The following is a 20,505-nucleotide window of genomic DNA, read 5'->3' as shown; positions in this document are numbered from 1 at the left end:
ATAATATGTATTTCATTCCTAAATAGCGCTAAAATCCCTGTCCATTATTAGCATCAGTGAATATTATCTATAAAACAGGAGAATCACCTACCACTTCAAAGTACAAGGGTGCATCATCTTCAGGATCTCCATTATAATTAATAGTTATTTCTTCCCCTTCTTCTATATCACTTAAAGCCTTAAACTCAATAATTAAATCTTTATGTTTTTTGTTGAAGGTGGCGTTAGGTTTATAGGAATGATTATATAATGACCCGCACCCCAGAGCAATTGCCCCGGTTTTCAGGTTATTTTCGTCTTTAGCCCAAATAAAATAATAATCATTCAAAACAGTAGATTTAATACTATACAATTCACTGCCCGGGATAACAATTACAGGAGCTTGTTCAATAATTTCTCCTCGTTTAAATTTTTTACCTGCCAGGACTCCTCTTCCCTTTTTTCCGCAATCAGCTATATTTATCATCTTGCAACTCCTCTACTTGGCTATAACTTTTCAATGCAATTTTCATTTATGTGTTTCAAAACTTAAATCATGGGGATTAGTTAATCAACATTATATTATAAATTTTTATTTAATTATTTATAGATATAAGTATAAAATAATTAACTTTTTAACATAATATTAAGAAAACGCACTTGGAGGTTATTATATGGATTGGCTATCACGCGCCGCTTTAGTACTGGTCATTATAGGTGCAATAAACTGGTTGCTGGTGGGTGTTTTTCAGTGGGATCTGGTAACTGCGATATTCGGTGGAGATACCGTTCGAACAGCTTCCGGGTTTAGCAGGGCAATTTATTCTCTGGTAGGACTGGCAGGCCTTTATTCTATTTCATTTTTCTTTAGAGAAAACAGCCTGGAAAGAAGTGAAAATAAACAGTAAAATATTTACATTTAATTAAGCGGGAGAGCTTTTCTCCCGCTGTTTAGTTTTTAGCGCATACCCATTCTTATGACAGGCTAAATACAACTATTAGCAGCATTTTAAATTGTTCTTTGGCCATCAGCCCGTGCGGAATATTGGCTGGCATTACAATGGTCTCACCCTTTTTAACCGAAAAAATTTCATTCCCAACAGTTATTTCCGCTTCCCCATCCAATATAAAAACCATGGCGTCCCCTGCTGCAGCATGCGTGCTGATTTCTTCACCTTGAGCAAAAGCAAAAAGAGTAACACTTACCGGCCTACCCTGGGCCAGTGTCCTGCTGACCACTCTTCCTTCCTGGTATTCCACCAGAGCCTCTAAGGTGTGTACCCTGGAAAATTCAATATTTTTCATAAAATGCTGCTGGTTCATTGTTTTCCCCCTTACTTTTTAAAAGTTTAGTATTTATATTATAACATTACACATAATAATTATGACATAAATAGTTATTCATACTAAAAAAGGGATTAAGGTTATGTTGGAAAAGGGTAAAATATCTTGTTCTCAAACAATTCTGCTGCTAATAAATCTGGTTACTGCTACAGCAACTATGTTTATACCCAGCGTATCTACCGCCATTTGTGGGCGAGATGCCTGGCTGGCTTCGCTGATCGCCACATTGCCCGGCATATACCAGGTAATAATTCTCTGTACACTGGGCAAAATTTATCCCGGACAAACAATTATACAATATCTGCAAACGGTTTTGTCTGCCTGGCCGGGTAAAATTCTTGGCCTGTGCTACATTTTTTTCTTTTTACATACCAACGCGTTTATCATTAGAGAGTTTAGCGAACTAATTACCAATACAATCATGCCGCATACACCTAATGTGGTGTTTATCTCAATAATGGTTTTGATCTGTGCCTACGCAATAGGTTCCGGGCTGGAAGTTCTGTCCAGAGTAATAGAAATAACAATTTTTATTATCATCATAATAGTTATCATACTGGTAGCCCTGACAGCACAGGCTGCTGATTTAAATAACCTGCTGCCTTTACTGGATAACAACCCGATGCCCATTCTCAATGCCTCTCTAGTGCATTTTGCCTGGCGAGGAGAGGTAATACTTCTAGCTATGTTTTTGCCTTTTCTGGCAAAACCCAATAATGCTATGCGCTGTGGGATTGTTGCCCAGCTTTTAGTCGGCATTTTGATCAGCGTGGATACAGTAGCCATGATCGCCGTTTTAGGTTCTGACCAAGCGGCTACTCTTACTTTTTCCACCTATTCATTGATCAGAGATTACTCTATAGGGCGAGCAGACGCTTTTATAATAATTATCTGGATGGTCAGCCTTTTTGGCAAAATAGCCTTATTTTACTACGTTACTGTTCTCGGCACAGCACAACTGTTTAATCTAAAAAGCTATAGAATTATAGTTCTTCCTCTGGGAGTATTGATGGCTGCCTTTTCCATTACTGTTGCGGAAAATAATGTACAGTTAGTGGAGTACATGTCCAAAACATTTCCACCCTTTGCCTATGTTTTTGAGTACATAATCCCTACAATAATTTTTATAATAGCCAGAGTGACAAAAGCAAGAAAGTCGCCTTAAGCAACTTTCTTGCAGCCACAGGCACTTATAGTCATTTTAGATAATCTTTAAAGTCCAGTCTTCCACGTTCCATATGCCTGTGATCCAATCTTCATAGAATTCCGGCTCATGAGAGACTAAAAGAATAGTACCCTTAAATTCTTGCAGTGCTTTTTTTAATTCTTCTTTTGCATCCACATCAAGATGGTTGGTAGGTTCATCGAGTACCAGCCAATTGACTTCCTTTAACATCAGCTTACAGAGCCTGACTTTGGCGTTTTCTCCGCCACTCAAAACCATCATTTTACTGGTAATATGTTCATTGGTCAAACTGCATTTAGCCAGTGCCTGGCGTACCTCATAATTACTGAGACCGGGAAATTCAGCCCAGATTTCTTCCATTGCTGTGTTATCATTATCCCGGCAGCTTTCCTGCTCAAAATAACCGGGATAAATATTCTCTCCTGTTATAACCGATCCGTAAAAAGGCTTAATGATACCCAAAAGTGTTTTTAACAGAGTGGATTTGCCCAATCCATTAACACCCCGGATAGCTATCTTTTGATTTCTTTCTAAAGCTATATTTAAAGGCTTGGTTAAGGGTTCCTCGTAGCCGAGAACTAAATTAACTGTTTCAAAAATGATTCTGCCGGGTGTTCTGGCCCGGTTAAATTTAAAAACGGGTTTAATTTTCTCTCTGGGTTTTTCTAAAATCTCCATTTTATCCAACTGCTTTTGCCGGCTTTTAGCCCGGCCGGTGGTAGAAATCCTGGCTTTATTGCGGGCAATAAAATCCTCCAGTCTCTCTACCTCCTTCTGCTGTTTCTCAAAGGCTTTTAAATCCTGGCGTTTTTTTAATTCATAGACTTGCAGAAACTGTTCATAATTACCTGTATACCTGGTTAAAACAGCATTTTCCACATGGTAGACAACATTAACCACATCGTTCAAAAAAGGAATATCGTGAGAAATCAGTATAAAAGCATTTTCATAATTATTAAGATATTTTTTCAACCATTCAATATGTTCAAAGTCTAAGTAATTGGTCGGCTCATCTAAGAGTAAGATACTTGGATTTTGGAGCAGCAGCTTTGTTAATAATACTTTAGTTCTTTGCCCCCCGCTTAAATCAGCTACATCCTTATCCAAACCAATATCCGCCAAACCAAGGCCGTTGGCAACTTCTTCGATTTTAGCCTCAATGGTATAAAACCCGTTGTGTTCCAGGATGTTCTGTATATCTCCCACATCTTCCATCATGCGACTCAGTTCATCCTCTGATGCTTCACCCATCTTCTCATAGATTTGCAGCATTTCCATCTCCAAATCGTACATCCCTTTAAAGGCTTCCCTTAACGCTTCGCGAATTGATTTTCCTTTAGTTAAAACAGCATGCTGCTCCAAATATCCTACTGTAACACGCCTGGACCACTCTACTTTACCTTTATCCGGAGTCAGCTGCCCGGTAATAATATCTAAAAAACTGGATTTACCTTCCCCGTTAGCTCCCACTAAACCCACATGCTCCCCCTTTAACAGGCGAAAAGACGCATCCTCCAAAATAGCCCTGGCACCAAACCCATGCGAAACATTTTCTACAACTAAAACACTCATCTAATTCTCCTTCATGACTTGATATTATATTTGTGCCTTAATATTTTATATTGTCATTTCTCTGAAGTCAAAAGCCAGATCTAAAAGTATGGCAATTTATTTTCAAAGCTTCTGATTTTGCCGGATTGCAATAAATTGCAGGAGCCATTGAATCCTTTGCGGATGTGACAGAACTTGCAGGGATCCGGGAACGGGCGGAACGTCTGGCTTCAACTGATTATTTGACCGGTTTGTTGAACCGCGGGGTTTGGTTAAAGCTTTAATATTTGAAGCAGCTGCTCTTCAGCAACATCTGAAACTACCTCGCTGACACCAATCCCCGTGGGGACTATAAACTTGATTTTTCCGGCTACCGTCTTTTTATCACGGTACATGCTGTCTATAATATCACCGGCAGACAAATCGCCGTAAGAAACAGGCAAACCATAGTTCTCTATAAGTGAGGCAATCCTGTCAGACTGGCTCCGGCTGATTAATCCTCTGACAACAGCCAGTCTGGCTGCATATATCATACCCACAGCCACCGCTTCACCGTGTGTAAAACCCTTATAGCCGGTTAGGGCCTCAAAGGCATGACCAAATGTATGCCCAAGATTTAATAAGGCCCTTAACCCGCTCTCCTTCTCATCCTGGCCTACTATTTCGGCTTTTATCTCGCAGCACCTGGCCACAATACCGGTCAGGCAACTCCTGTCCCGGGAGATAACCTTATTTCTGTTCTCCTCCAGGTAATTAAAAAGCTCTTTGTCCCAGATTATACCGTATTTAATCACCTCAGCCAATCCGGTCAGGTATTCTTTCTCCGGCAGGCTGTTGATAAAATTCAGATCGGCAAAAACCAAACCCGGCTGGTAAAATGCTCCCACCAGGTTTTTACCCTGGGGCAGATTGACACCGGTTTTACCTCCCACGCTGCTGTCTACCAGCGCCAACAAAGTCGTAGGAATTTGGATATAACCTATTCCCCTCATATAGGTTGCAGCGGCAAAGCCCGCCACGTCTCCCACTATACCGCCGCCTAAAGCCAGCACAGTGGACTTCCTGTCCAAACCAAAACCCAACATTTGTTCATAAAGCCAGCTCATTACAGTTAGATTTTTACAGCCCTCTCCTCCCGGAAGGACCGCGGAATGGACTTGAAAACCGGCTTCCCTTAAAATATGCAATACTTTTTCTCCGGCCAAAGCGTAAACATTCCGGTCAGATATCAGCATTAGCTTGGAGGAGTTGGAAATAAAGTTCAAATATATGGCTAATTGCTCCAGCCACTTCTCGCCTATTAAAATGTCATAACCATGCTCCTCCAAATTTACCCTGACTTTCCTCAGCGGCTGTTTATTCAAAGTACACCATCTCCGTATTTCTCCATATTTAGTTTCCCTGCTTTACACCAAACTGCTCTAAATAGTTATTGAAACGAAAGTCTATCTCAGCAATACTGTCCCCACCGAATTTCTCCAGAAAAGCCGCGGCCAGCTCATACGCTACAACTGCCTCACCCACCACCGCGGCTGCCGGCACGGCACAGATATCAGAGCGTTCCACGGCAGCCTCAGCTCCCGCTCCCGTGGACATATTTACACTGCGCAGCGGCCGGTAAAGAGTGGCTATAGGTTTCATAGCGGCCCTCAATACTATCTTTTGTCCATTAGATATGCCTGCCTCGATCCCCCCGGCATTATTAGAGCCTCTGGTATAACCGCCGGGAGAAGAAAAAATCTCATCATGTACCTGAGAACCGGGGAGAACCGCAGCAGTGAAGCCAAGTCCGATTTCCACACCTTTAATGGCCTGTATGCTCATTAAGGAGAAGGCCAGGCGGGCGTCCAGCTTGCGATCCCATTGTACGTGGCTGCCCAGGCCAACCGGAACATTAGCCGCGATAATTTCAAAAATACCCCCCAGTGAATCTCCTCTTTCCCTGGCACTGTCTATTTCCTTTTTCATGGCAGCTTCCGCTTCCGGATCAGCACACAGCAATTCCGAAGTCTTTATGCTCTCCTTGATTAAGTTTATTGACTGAGATTTGGAATTTGCTTTAATACTGCCTAACTGCACCACATGACCGGTTATTTCCATACCGTAATGTTCCAGGAACCGCCTGGCTAAACTGCAAACAGCCACACGTGCCGCCGTCTCTCTGGCACTGGCTCTTTCCAGCACATTTCTGATATCATCATGACCGTATTTTAATACACCGGCCAAATCCCCGTGACCGGGTCTGGGAACAGAAACCCTTTTGGGCTCATAATCCGCCAATTCAACGCCCATATAAGGCTCCCAGTTAACCCAGTCTTTATTTTGCACCTGCAAGGTTACCGGGCTGCCCAGCGTGTAACCGCCTCTGACACCCGACAAGATTTGCACCCTGTCTTTCTCTATTTTCATCCGGCCGCCTCGGCCGTACCCCTGCTGCCTGCGGGCAAGCTGCTCATCAATATAGGAAGCACTTATTTGCAAACCTGCCGGAATTCCCTCCATAACCGCTGTTAACGCAGGTCCGTGTGACTCCCCGGCGGTTAAATACCTTAACATAAACTCACGCCTTTCAAGTGTCAAATTGCAACTATTGATTTATACGAAAGTTCTCTGAGTCCCTAAATGTACATTATGAATAATGACAAAAATCAATTTTGGCCGCTCAAACTCTCCAGGACAGTTTGAAAAGAAGGAAATGATATATCAATACATTCCGCTCCCCGCACAACTGTTTTGCCTGAAGCTACCAATCCCATGAGAGCGCAGGCCATGGCAATACGGTGGTCATGATAAGATTCCGTTACCGCCCCGCCGAACTTTCTGCCCCCATTAATTATCAAGCCATCCCGTGTTTCCTGCAAATCAACACCAAACCGGGCAAATTCGCCGGCTACCGCCTGCAGACGGTTGCTCTCTTTTACCTTAAGCTCGGCGGCATCCTTAATAATTGTCTGTCCGGATGCCACTGCGGCAGCAACAGCCAGCACAGGAATTTCATCCACCATGCGGGGAATCAAAGCGCCCCCGATGACAATGCCTTTCAAACTGCTGCCGGTTACTGTTATATCCCCTATCAGTTCACCGGAATTTTCATAAACATTGGAAAGGGCTATATCAGCACCCATTTCCTCCAGCACATCCAGAATACCTGTGCGGGTTGGATTTAAGCCTACATTTTTTACAGTTATTCTGGCATCCGGGATCACAGCACCGGCTACCAGGAAAAAAGCTGCTGAAGAAATATCCCCCGGTACAATTACTTTCCGGCCGGTCAATTCTCCCGGTCTGATTCTCGTTGTCAGGCCCTCTGTAACTATATGAGCACCGAAACTTTTTAGCATTTTTTCAGTGTGATCACGGGACTGCGAAGGTTCAGTAACCGCTGTCTCACCATCGGCATATAAACCAGCCAGCAGTACGGCTGATTTTACCTGAGCGCTGGCTACAGGAGTATGACAATGAATACCCTTCAAAGCTGCTCCTTGAATAGCCAGCGGGGCAAGGCGGTTAGCATCACGACCTTGAATCCGGGCACCCATTTCCTGCAACGGCTTAATTACACGGGCCATAGGACGCCTGCGTATAGATTCATCTCCGTTTAACACCGAAAAAAATTTCTGACCTGCCAACAGTCCGGAAATTAAACGAATAGTGGTGCCTGAATTGCCGACATCTAAAATATCTTCAGGTTCTGACAAACCACTACATCCTTTACCCTCAACTTTTAGCCGGGTTTGGCTGATTTGCTCAATGCTTACTCCCAACTGCCTCATACAGCGAACCGTACTCAGACAATCCTGACCCGGTAAGAAATTCTCTATCTCAGTAACACCGCGAGCGATCCCTCCAAGCATAACACTGCGATGCGAAACGGATTTATCCCCCGGTATACTGATTATCCCTTGCACTGCCTTTTTAGGCAATACTGTTAAATCCATAAATATCACCTGCCATATGTATTATTACACTTACATGCAATTATTGTCTACACCCAGATGAACTGATAAGCTTTTTTGAATAATCTAATTTTAAAAATTTAACTGACAAAATATTTATTATATTGGTGTAAATTTTTTGTTATTTTTTTGTCCAATTAATGTTATAATTATAGAAAGCCATAATAAGGGGTGGTTAAGATGCAGTTTAATGAACTTGACGCTGAAATAACTAATTACGGCGGAAAATCACTGTCCAGCTTTTACTGGAGCTTATACGGCATCATGGAACCAGGTACGGATTGCTCCAGACACCTGCCGCGCAAACTTGGTCTAAGTATAAAACAGTTCTGGCTGTACGTTAAACGTCTTTTTGAGTGTGGACTCATTGATGTGAAGATCCTTGATACAAAAAAAACAATTATATCCTTTAATACAAAGACCGAACTCCCCTTAAAGCCTATTCGCAGTTGGCCTTTAACTTCTTGACTATTTAATAATTCGGATTAATCCTTGTGTTTATGTGTGTTTTTTAGCAGTGCTTTTTAAGGTGCCCTACCGGCACCTTTTGGTTTACTATGGGAAATTATGCTTATGATAGATCTGTTGACAGCTGTAAGTTTAGTTTCGGTTATAGTTTGCTTCAATTAGCAGAAAATTTGTGTTTGCATAATTATACAAAATTATAATAGCAGCAAGAGTATTAGCATTCATATTAAACCAGATTGGGGGGATTTCAATGTTTTCCACAAGGTATGCCTGCTCAAACTGCGGCAGCCAAATAGATATTAAAAAATTCTTTTTTAATACCGCTCAAAAAATCTGTCCCCAATGCGGCAGCAAAAACCTTGTCAAAGCCACGGAGAGCAGCAATAACAGCTGTAATTGCAATTCAAACAAGAAGTCCCGCTTTACATGAGGGTAATCTGCATAAAAGCAGTTGCTTTGAAAAATTAAAAGCCGCACGTTTGCAAAAGCCGGCAAAAATCCTGCCGGCTTTTTTGCTTCTCATATTGAATTAATAAACCTTAATGAACTCCCGTACCGCCGCAACAAGAGCCCGGTGTGCAATTACCGCCCGGTTGGCCGCCACAGCAGCTGCCCGCTCTTTCTTCATTAGCGGGTTTTCCCACAGAACTCGGTAAAAAAGGCGTTGAAATTAGTTTATCCAGTTTTAAACTCCCACAATCAGGACAACTTAGCTCACTATTATCCTTACCGGCAATAAGTAAAACATCAAATATTCTGCCACATTCGCCGCACTTGTACTCAAATATCGGCATAACTGCTCCCCCCAGCACATTTTTATTCCAAAAATTAATTTTCGACGTAAAATCATCAATTCCTTTTAGCAACAGTCTTAATATTTGTTTTGCTTTAAATCAATCCATTTCTGCTATGATTATTTTCCCCGAACTGGTTCCAATACGTGTTGCCCCTGCTTCAAGCACAGCTATGGCTTGCGCTGCCGTTTTAATTCCTCCGGAAGCTTTTATGCCCATACCAGCACTTACAGTACGGCGCATTAAATCAATATCACCGGTCAAAGCGCCTCCGGTACCAAAACCGGTGGAAGTCTTGACAAAATGCGCGCCTGCCCTTTCAGCCAATAAACAGGCCCGCACTTTTTCTTCCTCTGTCAGGTAACAAGTCTCTATGATTACTTTTAGCAGGACTGTATCGCTAACCGAAGCGATACTTTTAACTACAGCCAGTATGTCTTCATAAGCCTCTTCAAAACGCTTGTCCTTTAAGAATCCTATATTGATTACCATATCAATTTCTCCGGCACCGGCCCGCACAGCTTCCCGGGCCTCAAAAGCCTTTACATCTGTCATTGCAGCACCCAGAGGAAAACCTATAACCGTGCACACCTTGACGCTTGTCCCCGATAACAACTCTCTGGCTGCCGATATATGGCAGGGATTTATACAAACCGAAGCAAAGCCCTGTTTTACCGCTTCCTCACACAATTGCCTGATTTGAGAAAGACCGGCAAAAGGTTTTAATAGGGTATGATCAATCATCCCGGCCATTTGTTGTTTTGTTATTTTCATTACTTCTCCTTTCATAAACACTCTTGTCACATTTATCTCAGTTTCACCTGTGTCTGCCAGAAGCAGAGGCCCTGCCGGCAATCTGCCGCTCGCTGTCCAGAGAAAAAACAACTTCTCTGAAACTATAATAGAAATCATTGATTACCAGCTTATCCCCTTCTATTTTATATAACGGGTAACGAAAAAATTGCACGGTTTTCTTAAATTGCAGGTTATCCCCGTATTTATCAAGATATTGCCTATTATCCGCGGCATTAATCTTAATCTGAGTAATTTCATCCAGATGTCCCGACCGGCTGATATTACCGCTGATTAAGGAGTCCTTCATTTCCACAATTCCTTTCCAACACCACGGGTAAAGTTGCGGAATGGCGGCTGCCTTGTCGGCTCCGGGATAAAAACCATGCAAGCTATTAACCAAATTATGATGCCAGACAGCCCGGCTAAACACATAAATACCGATTAATAAAATTGCTAAACCCGCCGCCTTTCTTGCATGTAGAATACCTAATTTCCCGAAGGCTAAAAAAAATACGGCAACCGCAATAATAACAATATCTATTATCGGCAGCCAGTCTAAATAAAACCATCTTTGACTGAAAGGCTGCAAAAATTGTGTACCCCATGAGGTAAATATATCAAATAAAATATGCAGGCCCAAGCAGCCCAGAGCCAGCAGAAAAATACGGCCGGTTTTTTCTCCGGGTGATATTTTTTTACTAACCAAACTGATCAACCCCGCCATAATCAATGCTGCTGCAATAGAATGGCTGAAACCTCGATGATTGAGCAGATACTCCGCACTGCTCCCGCTAAAAGTATAGAGAATATCTATATCCGGCAATTCTGAAGCCAACAGGCTAACCCATAAAGTGGTCCGGCTTTTTTCAGGCAGACTGTTATGAACGGTTAAGCCAAGCAAGGCATGCGTTAGATTATCCATAATGCCTCCGGAAACAATTTGTTTAACGTTGCAAAACGCTATAAGTTTAATAAAAATTTTATGTTTTTAGCCCTCTCTTTGATGTTTCAAGGGAATTTTTCCTGTAAATTAAATGCTCCATGACCAGCACAGTAAATACTCCGACCACAAACCCGTTACCGATAATCGGCCTTAAAAACACAGGAAAGGCAGCAACTGTACCGGCAGGCAAAAAGGCTATTATAGTGCCAAGAATTACAGGCAGCCCGATAATCAATCCCTGATTAAATGTAAACTCCCGGACAGAGCTAATAGCAACCAGCAAACCGGAAGAAAACTGTGAACTAATAATATAAATCAGAGTAGCGGCTATTACCACAGGAGGTATGCTGCCGATTAAGGCCATTGAAGCCGGCATAAAAGATAAAATCAGCACACCCGCTCCGGCAGGAATCAGGACAAACCTGGAGGCGCAACCGGTGGAAGCTATGATGCCCGGACTTAAGGAATAATTGGTCAGACCGATTACTCCCAAAAAACCTGATAAAATATTGGCCAAACCGGTCAAGGATACACCTTTGGTGACACGGCGGTGCATTTGATCGGCTTTTATAAACTCACCGGTAGACTGAATAGAACCCAAATCATTTATGGAAAGAGCCAGAAAACAAATTAAAAAAGAAATTAAAACACCCGGTTCAAAAGAGAGTTTAAAATTTAAATCACTGAAAAATAAACTAAACCAAGGCAGCTTATCATAACCAGTGCCCGCGATTTGTGATGAAAACAAAAAGACATAGGCCAGACTGCCAGCCAGCATAGCCCAAACAATCATAGTAGATTTCCAAATACCTGTAAGAATTCTGTTGAAAAAAAACATAGCCCAGACCATTGTTATAACAAAAAAGAGGTTATACAAAACAGGGACCTGCTCCCCGGAATTTATGATTAAGTTCATAATCACGGGTGTAAGGGTAAATGCTATCAATAAAAGAATAACAGCAACTATAGCCGGCGTAAAATGCCTTTTCATACGGGCAAATAATCCGGTGGCACTAAGCACTAAGAGTATAGCACCGCCCACCATAATGGAAGTATATATTGCACTTAAACTTCTTCCCTGACTGGCAACCACTCCAATCAGAAGAACGGTTGCCGGTCCGATAATCAAAGGCAGCCGGTGACCCCAAAAAATTTGGGTTATAATTGAAATCGCCGTGACAAAAAACACTTTTTGAATATATATAACCTGGTGGGATTGTTCACTAAAATGAAGTATGGCCACCAGTTTTGCGGCTATTATAACAGATGGCAGCGTAATGGCCAGCCACTGCAAACCCAGCAGCAATAACTCCAGCAGAGGCGGCATATCATTCAAACCGTACTTCAATCTAATACTGCTCAAATAAATTCCCCCTGACATGTTCAATAAAAACAACTAAGCCTATTCTACTGCAAATTCTTTAATTTGCCCAGACACTAAATTTTTTGATATTCGGATAACAATCTTGTTTTTAATTTCTAATTCAGAAGGATTTTCTCTCAAACTGTTGAAAAATACAATATAGAGCTTCTTGCTGCAGTTTGCCGCTGATTATCTTTATTCAAAGGAGAAAACATTATGTCTATTGATATAATAAATGGAATAGTTATTAACACAAATACAGCATTTTTAGTTGCAGCCATAATCATAATAATTCTCTCAATCTCTCAGATCATGCTGTACTATCGTTTTAAACAGGTAAAACACAGGTATAAGCTATTGCTGAGAGGTCCTACCGGTACGGATTTAGAGCAGCTGTTGATGAATTACAGTCAAGTCGTTAAGGAAATAGAACAATTGACCAAAGAAGCAAAAAAGGAACAGCTTGAGATGAAGGTAAAGCTGGCCAAATGTTTAAATACCCCCCAACTGCTCAGGTTTAATGCATTTGATAATATGGGCAGCGACTTAAGTTTCTCTATGTCCATGTTGAATGAGCAGGGCGATGGTGTCGTAATAACCAGCCTGTATGGAAGAGAGGAAAACAGGCTTTATGCAAAACCTGTTTATGATGGTAAATCCGACTACATCCTGTCGGATGAAGAAAAAGCCGTTGTTGAAAAGACTCTCAAAAAAATTTAAATAAGTAAAAAGCCACCTTAAGGCGGCTTTTTACTTATTATACATAACAAAAACAGCTACTCCTGACTGTCATCATACTCATCTCTTATTTCTTCTCTAAAACTGTTTATACTTTCTTCACGACGCTCGTTTTTAGCTTTGATAGCCCGGCGCTGTTCATTTGTCATATCCTGATTTTCCAGGCTTTCCTCTGCTGCCTGGATATTTTGAATAGTATCCTGGGTCATTCCCTGCAGTTTTCTTATATTATCGGATCTATCATCAGGTTTTGCCAACTGGCTTCACCCTCCTCAAGTTTTTATGGATTCACTGTTTATTATGCAGCAAAATTTTAATTTCATACTCTCATATTTCTACATCTTTCTTGATCCAACCGGTCGCCGGTACTGGTGACGGTTCAGCCAGGTAAAATCCTTGACCGTATTCCACCCCAATTTCTATGAGCATGTTTATTATTTGCTGATTTTCCACAAACTCAGCTATAGTTTTTTTGCCCAGAGTCCTGGCTATAGTATTCATGGAAGACACCAGCGCCGCATGAGTTGAATCTTTATATATATCGCACACAAAAGTACCGTCTATCTTCAGATAATCCACCGGAAGGATTTTTAAATAAGAGAAGGATGAAAAACCCACGCCGAAATCATCCAGGGCAAAGGAACAGCCCAATTTTTTAATTCTTCCAATCCACTCTTCCGCCTGTCTGATATCTCTCATGGCGGAGGTTTCAGTTATCTCAAAACCTATCCTGGACGTATCAAGATTGCTGCCGATAATATCTTTTTCTATAGCATCAAGTAAGGACATATCGCCCATACTGACACCGGAAAGGTTAATAAACAGTTTTAAATCAGGATATTCCATGAGTAATTTCATTGCCGCCTGCACCACCCAGCGGTCAATTTGCGCTATCAAACCGAAACGTTCCGCTACGGTAAGGAAATAATTCGGGGAAATTATTTCCCCGTTATCTCCAAGCATACGAATAAGTGTTTCGTGATGGGTAATTTTGCCGTCCTTCATTCTCACCACCGGCTGTAAATAAAGTATGAACCGGTCTTCCTTTAAAGCAGTTTTAATTAAAGCTATTTTATGATTTGTTTCTGACATGCGGGCAGTCACATCATCACCTGCCTGAGCAAAGACAACCCTGTTCCTGCCGCCTTCCTTGGCCTTATACAGTGAATTATCGGCATAGGCAAGGATTTTATGAAAGTCCAGGATACCATCAATTATTACTATACCTATGCTTATAGTCATGTTAAAACAGGTTTTATACATAGTCAGGCAAAACTCGTGTTCCTCAATCAGGAGGCGCAAATTCTCGGCTGTCATTCCAGCCTCCTCCACAGTTACATTCTCCAGAAGAACAGCAAATTCATCACCACCGAAGCGAAAAATGCGGTGACCTCCCTGCAAAAAACTTCCGATAGTAGCTGACAATGTTTTCAACAACTGGTCACCGGCCGCGTGACCCAGCGTGTCATTAACCAGCTTAAAATTGTCCAGATCTATAAATAAGAGTGCGCTCTTCACTCCTTCCGCCACTTTTTTTACTGCTTGCTCAAGACATTTTTCCAGGGAATACCTGTTGTGGATACCTGTTAAGAAATCATGTGAAGCTAAGTATTTGAGTTCCTTCTCCATATTTCTGCGTTCAGTGATATCCCGTATAGTCTCTATGGCACCCACTAAATTACCCGCGTTGTCAAACAACGGTGAAGCGGAAGCCCACATAACAATCTCAGTAGATTTTTTGATAAAATTGACATGGGATTCTGCATATAAAGTATTTCCTTTTCTCTCTATAAACTCATAGAGAGCTTCAGTTTCCTTATCCTCACAAAAAATCAGGTCAGTCAATAAGGGCCTTGAGTAGCCAAATAAATGCTCCGCATAATCATCCTTACCGAAAACTTCAGCATTACTGACACCTGTAAGTTCCTCCATAGCCTTATTCCAGGCAATAACTGTTTTCCTGCCATCAACAACAAAAGTGGCAAAAGGTAAGAACTCTATAATATCTAAAAGCTGCTGACGGGCCATGTGAAGTTTTTCTTCATTTTTCTTGCGCTCCGTGATATCCTGGACTATGCCAAACATACGAACCGGCTTGCCTCTCTCATTAAAAATGACTTCCCCCTGACCATACACCGCACGAATAACCCCACCCGGAGTAATTATGCGATAATCAATGCAGCTTCGTTTATTTTCATTTAAGGCTATTTCTATAGATTTTTTAAACTCGTCCCTATCATCCTGATGTATAAAATCCATAAGCGATTCAAAATTGCCGCCAAATTCACCTGTTTTCATATTAAGCATGTGGTATATTTCGTCCGACCAATAAATTTTATCATTTTCGATATCCCATTCCCAGTTTCCCACCCGGGCAATGCGCTGAGCTTTAGCTAAACCGGCCTCACTTTCTCTTAAAGCATTGACAATTCTTTTCACCTCGGTGATTTCACGTGTAACTCCCACCAGTCCGGTAATTTTTTCATCATTTTTCATCGGCGATAAAAAGGTTTGGTAGTATTTTATCCCACCGGGTGTATCTGCAGACCATTCATAAGCCAGACTCTTTCCTGTCAATACGCTCTGATTGGCCGACATGTGAATCTCCGCTGATTTTAAATCATAAACATCCATTGGCGTTTTGCCAATTATTTGATCGGGGTCGATTCCACTCCTTCTTATTCCATTACCATAAACGCCTACATAATTCTGGTTATTATCTAAAGTAAAGATAATATCATCCATTGAGTTAACCAGTGTGCGAAATAACTCTTCACTCTCTCGAAGACCCTTTTCCGCCTGTTTACGCTTTATAATAAGAGCCAGTGTATTGGCAACAGAAGAAAGAAACTTTTCCAATCCGCAATTACACTGGTAACCTGTTTTTAAATAAAGATTAATCACTCCCAAAAGGTTGCCGGAGGATAAAATAGGGATACAGTAATGCCCGCATTCAGGTTCTTCTTTTGCCGGAAGGCCCACAGCATCATTATGAAGAATACTTTCCTCCAACCCGGTACTGGCTTTCATAACCAGGTCATTATTTTTATCTGATACCAAATAAATACTGCCTTTTGACTCAAAGTTTAGCCAGTCAATATCCAGCAGCAGGTTAAGCGCCTGCTGAAGAACTTCTTCCAGGCTGTTCTCCTGCAAGGAATAACTGAGCAGAGAATTGCTCACCGCTTGCAGATCATAATTACGCTTGAGCTCTTCTTCCAGGTTAAATCTATGTATAGCCTCTCCAATAACCGGACACATCTTCTCAATGAAATCTACTGTTTCAACAGTAAACTTGCCTTCCCTTAAATCAATCAACTGAACTAGGCCAATCACCTTATCCCTATATTTTATAGGTATAAGGGCCAGAGATTTAAAATCACTTCTCATAAACACTCCGCGATAAATATCCGGTTTAGACTCGGGAAGTTTAGCCAGAAAATCCGCCGTATTATTACAAACAAAAGAACCCGACTTTGTTAAGCAGGATAACTCATGTTCTTCCTTGAGACCCAGAATTACTCTGGTGCAAACACAGTTATCATCTTTAACTGATACTAAGTTTTCAGATCGCCAGAACTCCTGGCTAAAACCAACATTTGCTTCATACTGAATAGTGCCGTCCCGATCTAAAATTCTTACAGCAACACAGCAGCAAGAAGTGAAATCGCGGAATAATTGCACCACTGCATCAAGATATTTTTTTCGGGATGTCTTTTGAACAAACAATTTGAGCAGTTCATTTCTGATAAAGGAGCGCAATTCTCTTTCTTTGCGATGTGTTATATCCCGGTTATAGAGCAAATAATAACCTTTTCCATCGGATTCTATAAACTTCACACTGCTTTCAACCGCAAAAGTAGTACTGTCTTTTCTTTGATGTACATCCTCAAAGACCAGACCGTCTTTTTCCTCTACCAGTTCAAACTGCTCATCCGTAGTCTCCCGTTCAATATACCTTATATTCTTCATGCTCAAGCTCAAAAGTTCTTCAGAGGAATATCCATATGATGACAAGGTACGATCATTGAAATCTATAATGTTTAAATTGTGGTCCAGGAGAAAAATCATATCGTTGGCATACTTAACCAAGTTGGCATACCGGCGAAATAACTCCCTTTCTCTCTCGTCCTTAAAATTACTGATCTCCTCTTGTTTACTCATATATAAATCCTCCTACGCTCAGAAACTAACTGCTTTCCCAATAATTAATCTAATTTTGCTTAATTATCACCGTATTATAATTCTTCATGCAAATCTTTTTCCCTGCCGGTCAATCTTAATTTTGGTAACTGACTAACGATTGCCCCCCTCCCTTTTTCGGAAAATAAAAAACCGAACGCGGCTTATTCCACATTCGGCCAGAATCCTTGGTTTTACTATATTTTACATAGCAGCAGTACTTCACTGCTTAAGACAACTTATCTTTGAGCAGCTTGTTAACCAACTGCGGGTTAGCCTTACCTTTGGTAGCCTTCATTATTTGGCCCACCAAAAATCCTATAGCTTTATCTTTGCCGTTTCTGAAATCCTCTACAGACTTGGGATTAGCAGCAATAATCTCATCCACTACAGCAGCAATGGCGCTTTCATCACTTATCTGCACCAGGCCTTTTTCTTTAACTACAGTTTCAGGGTCTTTCCCTGTATTAAACATTTCTTCAAAAACAGTTTTTGCAATCTTACCGCTGATTGTACCGCTGTCTATCATTTTAAGCATGTCCGCAAGCTGCGCAGGCTTAACCCGGCAGTCGCAAATCTCCATATTAACAGAGTTTAATAATCTGGACAAATCACCCATAATCCAGTTGCTTACCATTTTAGGATTGTTATATGTCTTCAAACATTGATCGAAATAATCAGAAACCTCTTTACTCGCAGTCAGCACATTTGCTTCATATTCCGACAAACCGCTCTCAATATAGCGAGCCACTCTCTGCTCCGGCATTTCAGGCAGCGAGTTTCTAACAGCTTCAACCCATTCCCGCTCAATAACCAGCGGCACCAGATCAGGATCAGGAAAATAGCGGTAGTCCTGCGCCTCTTCTTTTGTCCGCATGGAAACAGTAATGCCTTTGTTTTCATCCCAGGTTCTGGTTTCCTGAATAATACGTCCTCCGTTTTCCAGTACCTCTATTTGACGTTCAATCTCATACTCAGCAGCTTTTTGAATTGATCTGAAGGAATTCATATTTTTGATTTCCGTTCTGGTACCAAATTCCCCCGTACCTACCGGATGAACAGACACATTGACATCACAGCGAAGTGATCCCTCTTCCATACGACAATCCGATACTCCCGCATACTGGATAACAGATCTCAGCTTTTCAGCATAGGCCCTGGCTTCCTCCGCCGACCGCATATCCGGTTCAGAAACTATCTCAATTAAAGGAACTCCGGTACGGTTGTAATCGACCAGTGAGTAGGGAGAGGTAGTAATAGTTCCCTGATGTACCAGTTTTCCTGCGTCCTCTTCCATATGAATACGGGTAATACCGATGCGCTTTTTCCCCTGGCCGGTTTCAACTTCCAGGTAACCGTTTTTGCAAATTGGCAAATCATATTGAGATATCTGATAATTTTTAGGCAGATCAGGATAATAGTAATTCTTCCGGTCAAACTTGGAGTATTCGGCTATTTCACAATTTAAAGCCAGACCTGCTTTTATAGCATATTCAACTACTTGTTTATTCAGCACCGGCAGTACACCGGGCAAACCCAGGCAAACCGGACAGACATGAGTATTGGGATCCCCACCGAATTCCGTAGTGGAGTGGCAAAATATTTTAGTATTCGTTTTCAGCTCAACGTGTATTTCAATACCAATTACGGCTTCATACCGGGTCAAGTAATCTCACCCCTTAAGTTAAAGGTACCTTGTTAAATTCAATAATACAATTTATCTCCCCAATAACATTGCAATTAATTAAAGCAGGGGAAGCCTTTTATGAAAATCTGTATTCTGCTCAAAAGTGTAGGCAAAACGCAAAAGCATGCCCTCATCAAACGGTTTGCCCATTAGCTGCATCCCTACAGGCAGATTGCCAACAAAGCCCGCCGGCAGGGACATTGCCGGAATACCGGCCAGGTTGGCGGACAAGGTGCAAATATCTGACAGATACATTTGTATCGGGCTGTCAATCTTTTCACCCATTTTAAAAGCAACTGAAGGTGTTGTGGGAGAAAGCAAGACATCGTATTTAGCAAAAGCCCTTTCCAGGTCCTGCATAATTAAGGTGCGTACTTTTAAGGCTTTCAAGTAATAAGCATCATAATAACCGGCGGAAAGCGCATAAGTACCCAGCATGATCCTCCTCTTGACCTCCTCGCCAAAGCCTTCACTGCGTGTACGCATAAACATATCGACTATATTTTCCGGCTCCTCAGTGCGATGGCCATAACGCACTCCGTCATAACGGGCCAGATTGGAACTGGCCTCAGCAGGGGCAATAATATAATAGGTTGGCAGGGCATAATCAGTGTGCGGCAGCACAGTCTCTTCCACTTCCGCTCCCAATTCGATAAATTTTTCTATGGCGGCTTCAATAGCTTTTCGTACTTCAGGCTCAATACCTTCAGCCATATACTCTTTAGGCACACCTATTTTAAGCCCTTTAACATCATTAATTAAAAAACTTGTATAATCAGGCACACCTACTTTGGCAGAAGTAGAATCCTTGGGATCATAGCCGCAGATAGCGTTTAGCATTATAGCGCAATCAGCGACATCTCTGGTGAAGGGTCCTATTTGATCCAGTGAAGAAGCGAAAGCCACCAGACCATAGCGGGAAACCGCCCCATAGGTAGGCTTCATCCCCACTACACCGCACAGAGCAGCCGGCTGCCGAATGGAACCGCCAGTATCGGAACCAAGGGAACAAACAGCTTCCCCGGCAGCAATCACGGCAGCGGAACCACCGCTGGAACCACCGGTTACCCTTTCAATATTCCAGGGATTCTTTGTAACAAAATATGCGGAGTTCTCAGTGGAAGAACCCATGGCAAACTCATCCATATTAGTTTTGCCCAACAATACAGCCTGGTTAGCCTCAAGCTTCTCCATGACCGTTGCATTGTAGGGGGGCACAAAATTATGCAATATTTTCGAAGCACAAGTGGTCCGAACATCCTTCGTACAAATATTATCCTTAACTGCTACCGGAATCCCGCTCAATGGCGCAATGGCTTCTCCGGCGGCAATTTTAGCATCAACCGCTTCCGCCTGCCGCATAGCCTTCTCTTTAGTCAGGGTTATATAGGCATTGATTTTTCTTTCCAGGTCATCTGTTCTGTCATAAACTGATTTAGCTATCTCAACGGCGGAAACCTCTTTTTTAACCAGAAGCCGGTGCAATTCATGGGCAGTCATTTGATAAAGCTGCAAAATG

General features: G+C 41.9%; 19 protein-coding genes. 5 read left to right on the top strand and 14 right to left on the bottom strand.

Annotated features, from left to right (window positions below; translation table 11 throughout):
• Nucleotides 1-67 precede the first annotated feature (67 nt).
• Nucleotides 68-466 carry an SET domain-containing protein gene (locus DTOX_RS03805; protein WP_015756411.1) on the bottom strand — a complete coding sequence of 133 codons (399 nt, stop codon included), beginning with the start codon at nt 464-466 and terminating at the stop codon, nt 68-70.
• Nucleotides 467-653: 187 nt separating this feature from the next.
• On the opposite strand from DTOX_RS03805, the gene DTOX_RS03800 reads away from it, so the two are divergent.
• Nucleotides 654-887, top strand: a complete 234-nt coding sequence (locus DTOX_RS03800; RefSeq protein ID WP_015756410.1) for a DUF378 domain-containing protein — start codon at nt 654-656, stop codon at nt 885-887.
• A gap of 67 nt (nt 888-954) precedes the next feature.
• On the opposite strand, the gene DTOX_RS03795 is transcribed toward DTOX_RS03800, so the two are convergent.
• Nucleotides 955-1,302 (bottom strand): cupin domain-containing protein, encoded by a 348-nt coding sequence (locus DTOX_RS03795; protein ID WP_015756409.1) that lies wholly within the window; start codon nt 1,300-1,302, stop codon nt 955-957.
• 103 nt (nt 1,303-1,405) lie between these two features.
• Between DTOX_RS03795 and DTOX_RS03790 the strand changes: the two genes are divergently transcribed.
• Nucleotides 1,406-2,488: a GerAB/ArcD/ProY family transporter gene (locus tag DTOX_RS03790; protein ID WP_015756408.1), complete on the top strand. Its 1,083-nt coding sequence runs from the start codon at nt 1,406-1,408 to the stop codon at nt 2,486-2,488.
• A 36-nt stretch (nt 2,489-2,524) separates the two neighbouring features.
• Here DTOX_RS03790 and DTOX_RS03785 read toward each other — a convergent pair whose 3' ends face one another.
• From DTOX_RS03785 to aroA, 4 genes are all read right to left on the bottom strand, one after another.
• Nucleotides 2,525-4,081, bottom strand: a complete 1,557-nt coding sequence (locus DTOX_RS03785; protein ID WP_015756407.1) for an ABC-F family ATP-binding cassette domain-containing protein — start codon at nt 4,079-4,081, stop codon at nt 2,525-2,527.
• Nucleotides 4,082-4,332: 251 nt separating this feature from the next.
• Nucleotides 4,333-5,424: a 3-dehydroquinate synthase gene (aroB, locus tag DTOX_RS03780; protein WP_015756406.1), complete on the bottom strand. Its 1,092-nt coding sequence runs from the start codon at nt 5,422-5,424 to the stop codon at nt 4,333-4,335.
• Between the two features lie 28 nt (nt 5,425-5,452).
• A complete protein-coding gene (aroC, locus tag DTOX_RS03775; protein WP_015756405.1) occupies nt 5,453-6,616 on the bottom strand; it encodes a chorismate synthase in 1,164 nt (387 codons plus the stop codon).
• 92 nt (nt 6,617-6,708) lie between these two features.
• Nucleotides 6,709-7,998: a 3-phosphoshikimate 1-carboxyvinyltransferase gene (aroA, locus tag DTOX_RS03770; RefSeq protein WP_015756404.1), complete on the bottom strand. Its 1,290-nt coding sequence runs from the start codon at nt 7,996-7,998 to the stop codon at nt 6,709-6,711.
• Nucleotides 7,999-8,196: 198 nt separating this feature from the next.
• Between aroA and DTOX_RS03765 the strand changes: the two genes are divergently transcribed.
• Nucleotides 8,197-8,484 carry a hypothetical protein gene (locus tag DTOX_RS03765; RefSeq protein ID WP_015756403.1) on the top strand — a complete coding sequence of 96 codons (288 nt, stop codon included), beginning with the start codon at nt 8,197-8,199 and terminating at the stop codon, nt 8,482-8,484.
• A 250-nt stretch (nt 8,485-8,734) separates the two neighbouring features.
• Nucleotides 8,735-8,914 (top strand): FmdB family zinc ribbon protein, encoded by a 180-nt coding sequence (locus DTOX_RS03760; protein ID WP_042315365.1) that lies wholly within the window; start codon nt 8,735-8,737, stop codon nt 8,912-8,914.
• Nucleotides 8,915-9,023: 109 nt separating this feature from the next.
• Here the strand turns inward: DTOX_RS03760 and DTOX_RS03755 are convergent, their stop codons facing one another.
• The 4 genes from DTOX_RS03755 to DTOX_RS03740 form a co-directional block, all read right to left on the bottom strand.
• Nucleotides 9,024-9,278, bottom strand: a complete 255-nt coding sequence (locus DTOX_RS03755) for an FmdB family zinc ribbon protein (protein ID WP_015756401.1) — start codon at nt 9,276-9,278, stop codon at nt 9,024-9,026.
• 99 nt (nt 9,279-9,377) lie between these two features.
• A complete protein-coding gene (gene deoC / locus DTOX_RS03750; RefSeq protein WP_042316635.1) occupies nt 9,378-10,046 on the bottom strand; it encodes a deoxyribose-phosphate aldolase in 669 nt (222 codons plus the stop codon).
• 49 nt (nt 10,047-10,095) lie between these two features.
• Nucleotides 10,096-10,995, bottom strand: a complete 900-nt coding sequence (locus DTOX_RS03745) for a metal-dependent hydrolase (protein WP_015756399.1) — start codon at nt 10,993-10,995, stop codon at nt 10,096-10,098.
• Between the two features lie 58 nt (nt 10,996-11,053).
• Nucleotides 11,054-12,379, bottom strand: a complete 1,326-nt coding sequence (locus DTOX_RS03740; protein ID WP_015756398.1) for a uracil-xanthine permease family protein — start codon at nt 12,377-12,379, stop codon at nt 11,054-11,056.
• Between the two features lie 216 nt (nt 12,380-12,595).
• Here DTOX_RS03740 and DTOX_RS03735 point away from each other — a divergent pair, with 216 nt between their 5' ends.
• Entirely contained in the window at nt 12,596-13,099 is a 504-nt protein-coding gene (locus DTOX_RS03735) for a DUF4446 family protein (RefSeq protein WP_015756397.1), read from the top strand.
• 56 nt (nt 13,100-13,155) lie between these two features.
• Here the strand turns inward: DTOX_RS03735 and tlp are convergent, their stop codons facing one another.
• From tlp to gatA, 4 genes are all read right to left on the bottom strand, one after another.
• Nucleotides 13,156-13,374 (bottom strand): small acid-soluble spore protein Tlp, encoded by a 219-nt coding sequence (gene tlp, locus DTOX_RS03730; RefSeq protein ID WP_015756396.1) that lies wholly within the window; start codon nt 13,372-13,374, stop codon nt 13,156-13,158.
• Between the two features lie 70 nt (nt 13,375-13,444).
• Nucleotides 13,445-17,281 carry an EAL domain-containing protein gene (locus tag DTOX_RS21285; RefSeq protein ID WP_015756395.1) on the bottom strand — a complete coding sequence of 1,279 codons (3,837 nt, stop codon included), beginning with the start codon at nt 17,279-17,281 and terminating at the stop codon, nt 13,445-13,447.
• A gap of 247 nt (nt 17,282-17,528) precedes the next feature.
• The gene (gene gatB / locus DTOX_RS03720) at nt 17,529-18,965 is read right to left on the bottom strand and encodes an Asp-tRNA(Asn)/Glu-tRNA(Gln) amidotransferase subunit GatB (RefSeq protein WP_015756394.1); all 1,437 of its coding nucleotides are present in this window, start codon (nt 18,963-18,965) and stop codon (nt 17,529-17,531) included.
• Between the two features lie 78 nt (nt 18,966-19,043).
• Nucleotides 19,044-20,501: an Asp-tRNA(Asn)/Glu-tRNA(Gln) amidotransferase subunit GatA gene (gene gatA, locus DTOX_RS03715; RefSeq protein ID WP_015756393.1), complete on the bottom strand. Its 1,458-nt coding sequence runs from the start codon at nt 20,499-20,501 to the stop codon at nt 19,044-19,046.
• Nucleotides 20,502-20,505: the final 4 nt, after the last annotated feature.

Source organism: Desulfofarcimen acetoxidans DSM 771 (assembly GCF_000024205.1).
Taxonomy (GTDB): domain Bacteria; phylum Bacillota; class Desulfotomaculia; order Desulfotomaculales; family Desulfofarciminaceae; genus Desulfofarcimen; species Desulfofarcimen acetoxidans.
This window is presented reverse-complemented; position numbering and strand designations above follow the sequence as displayed.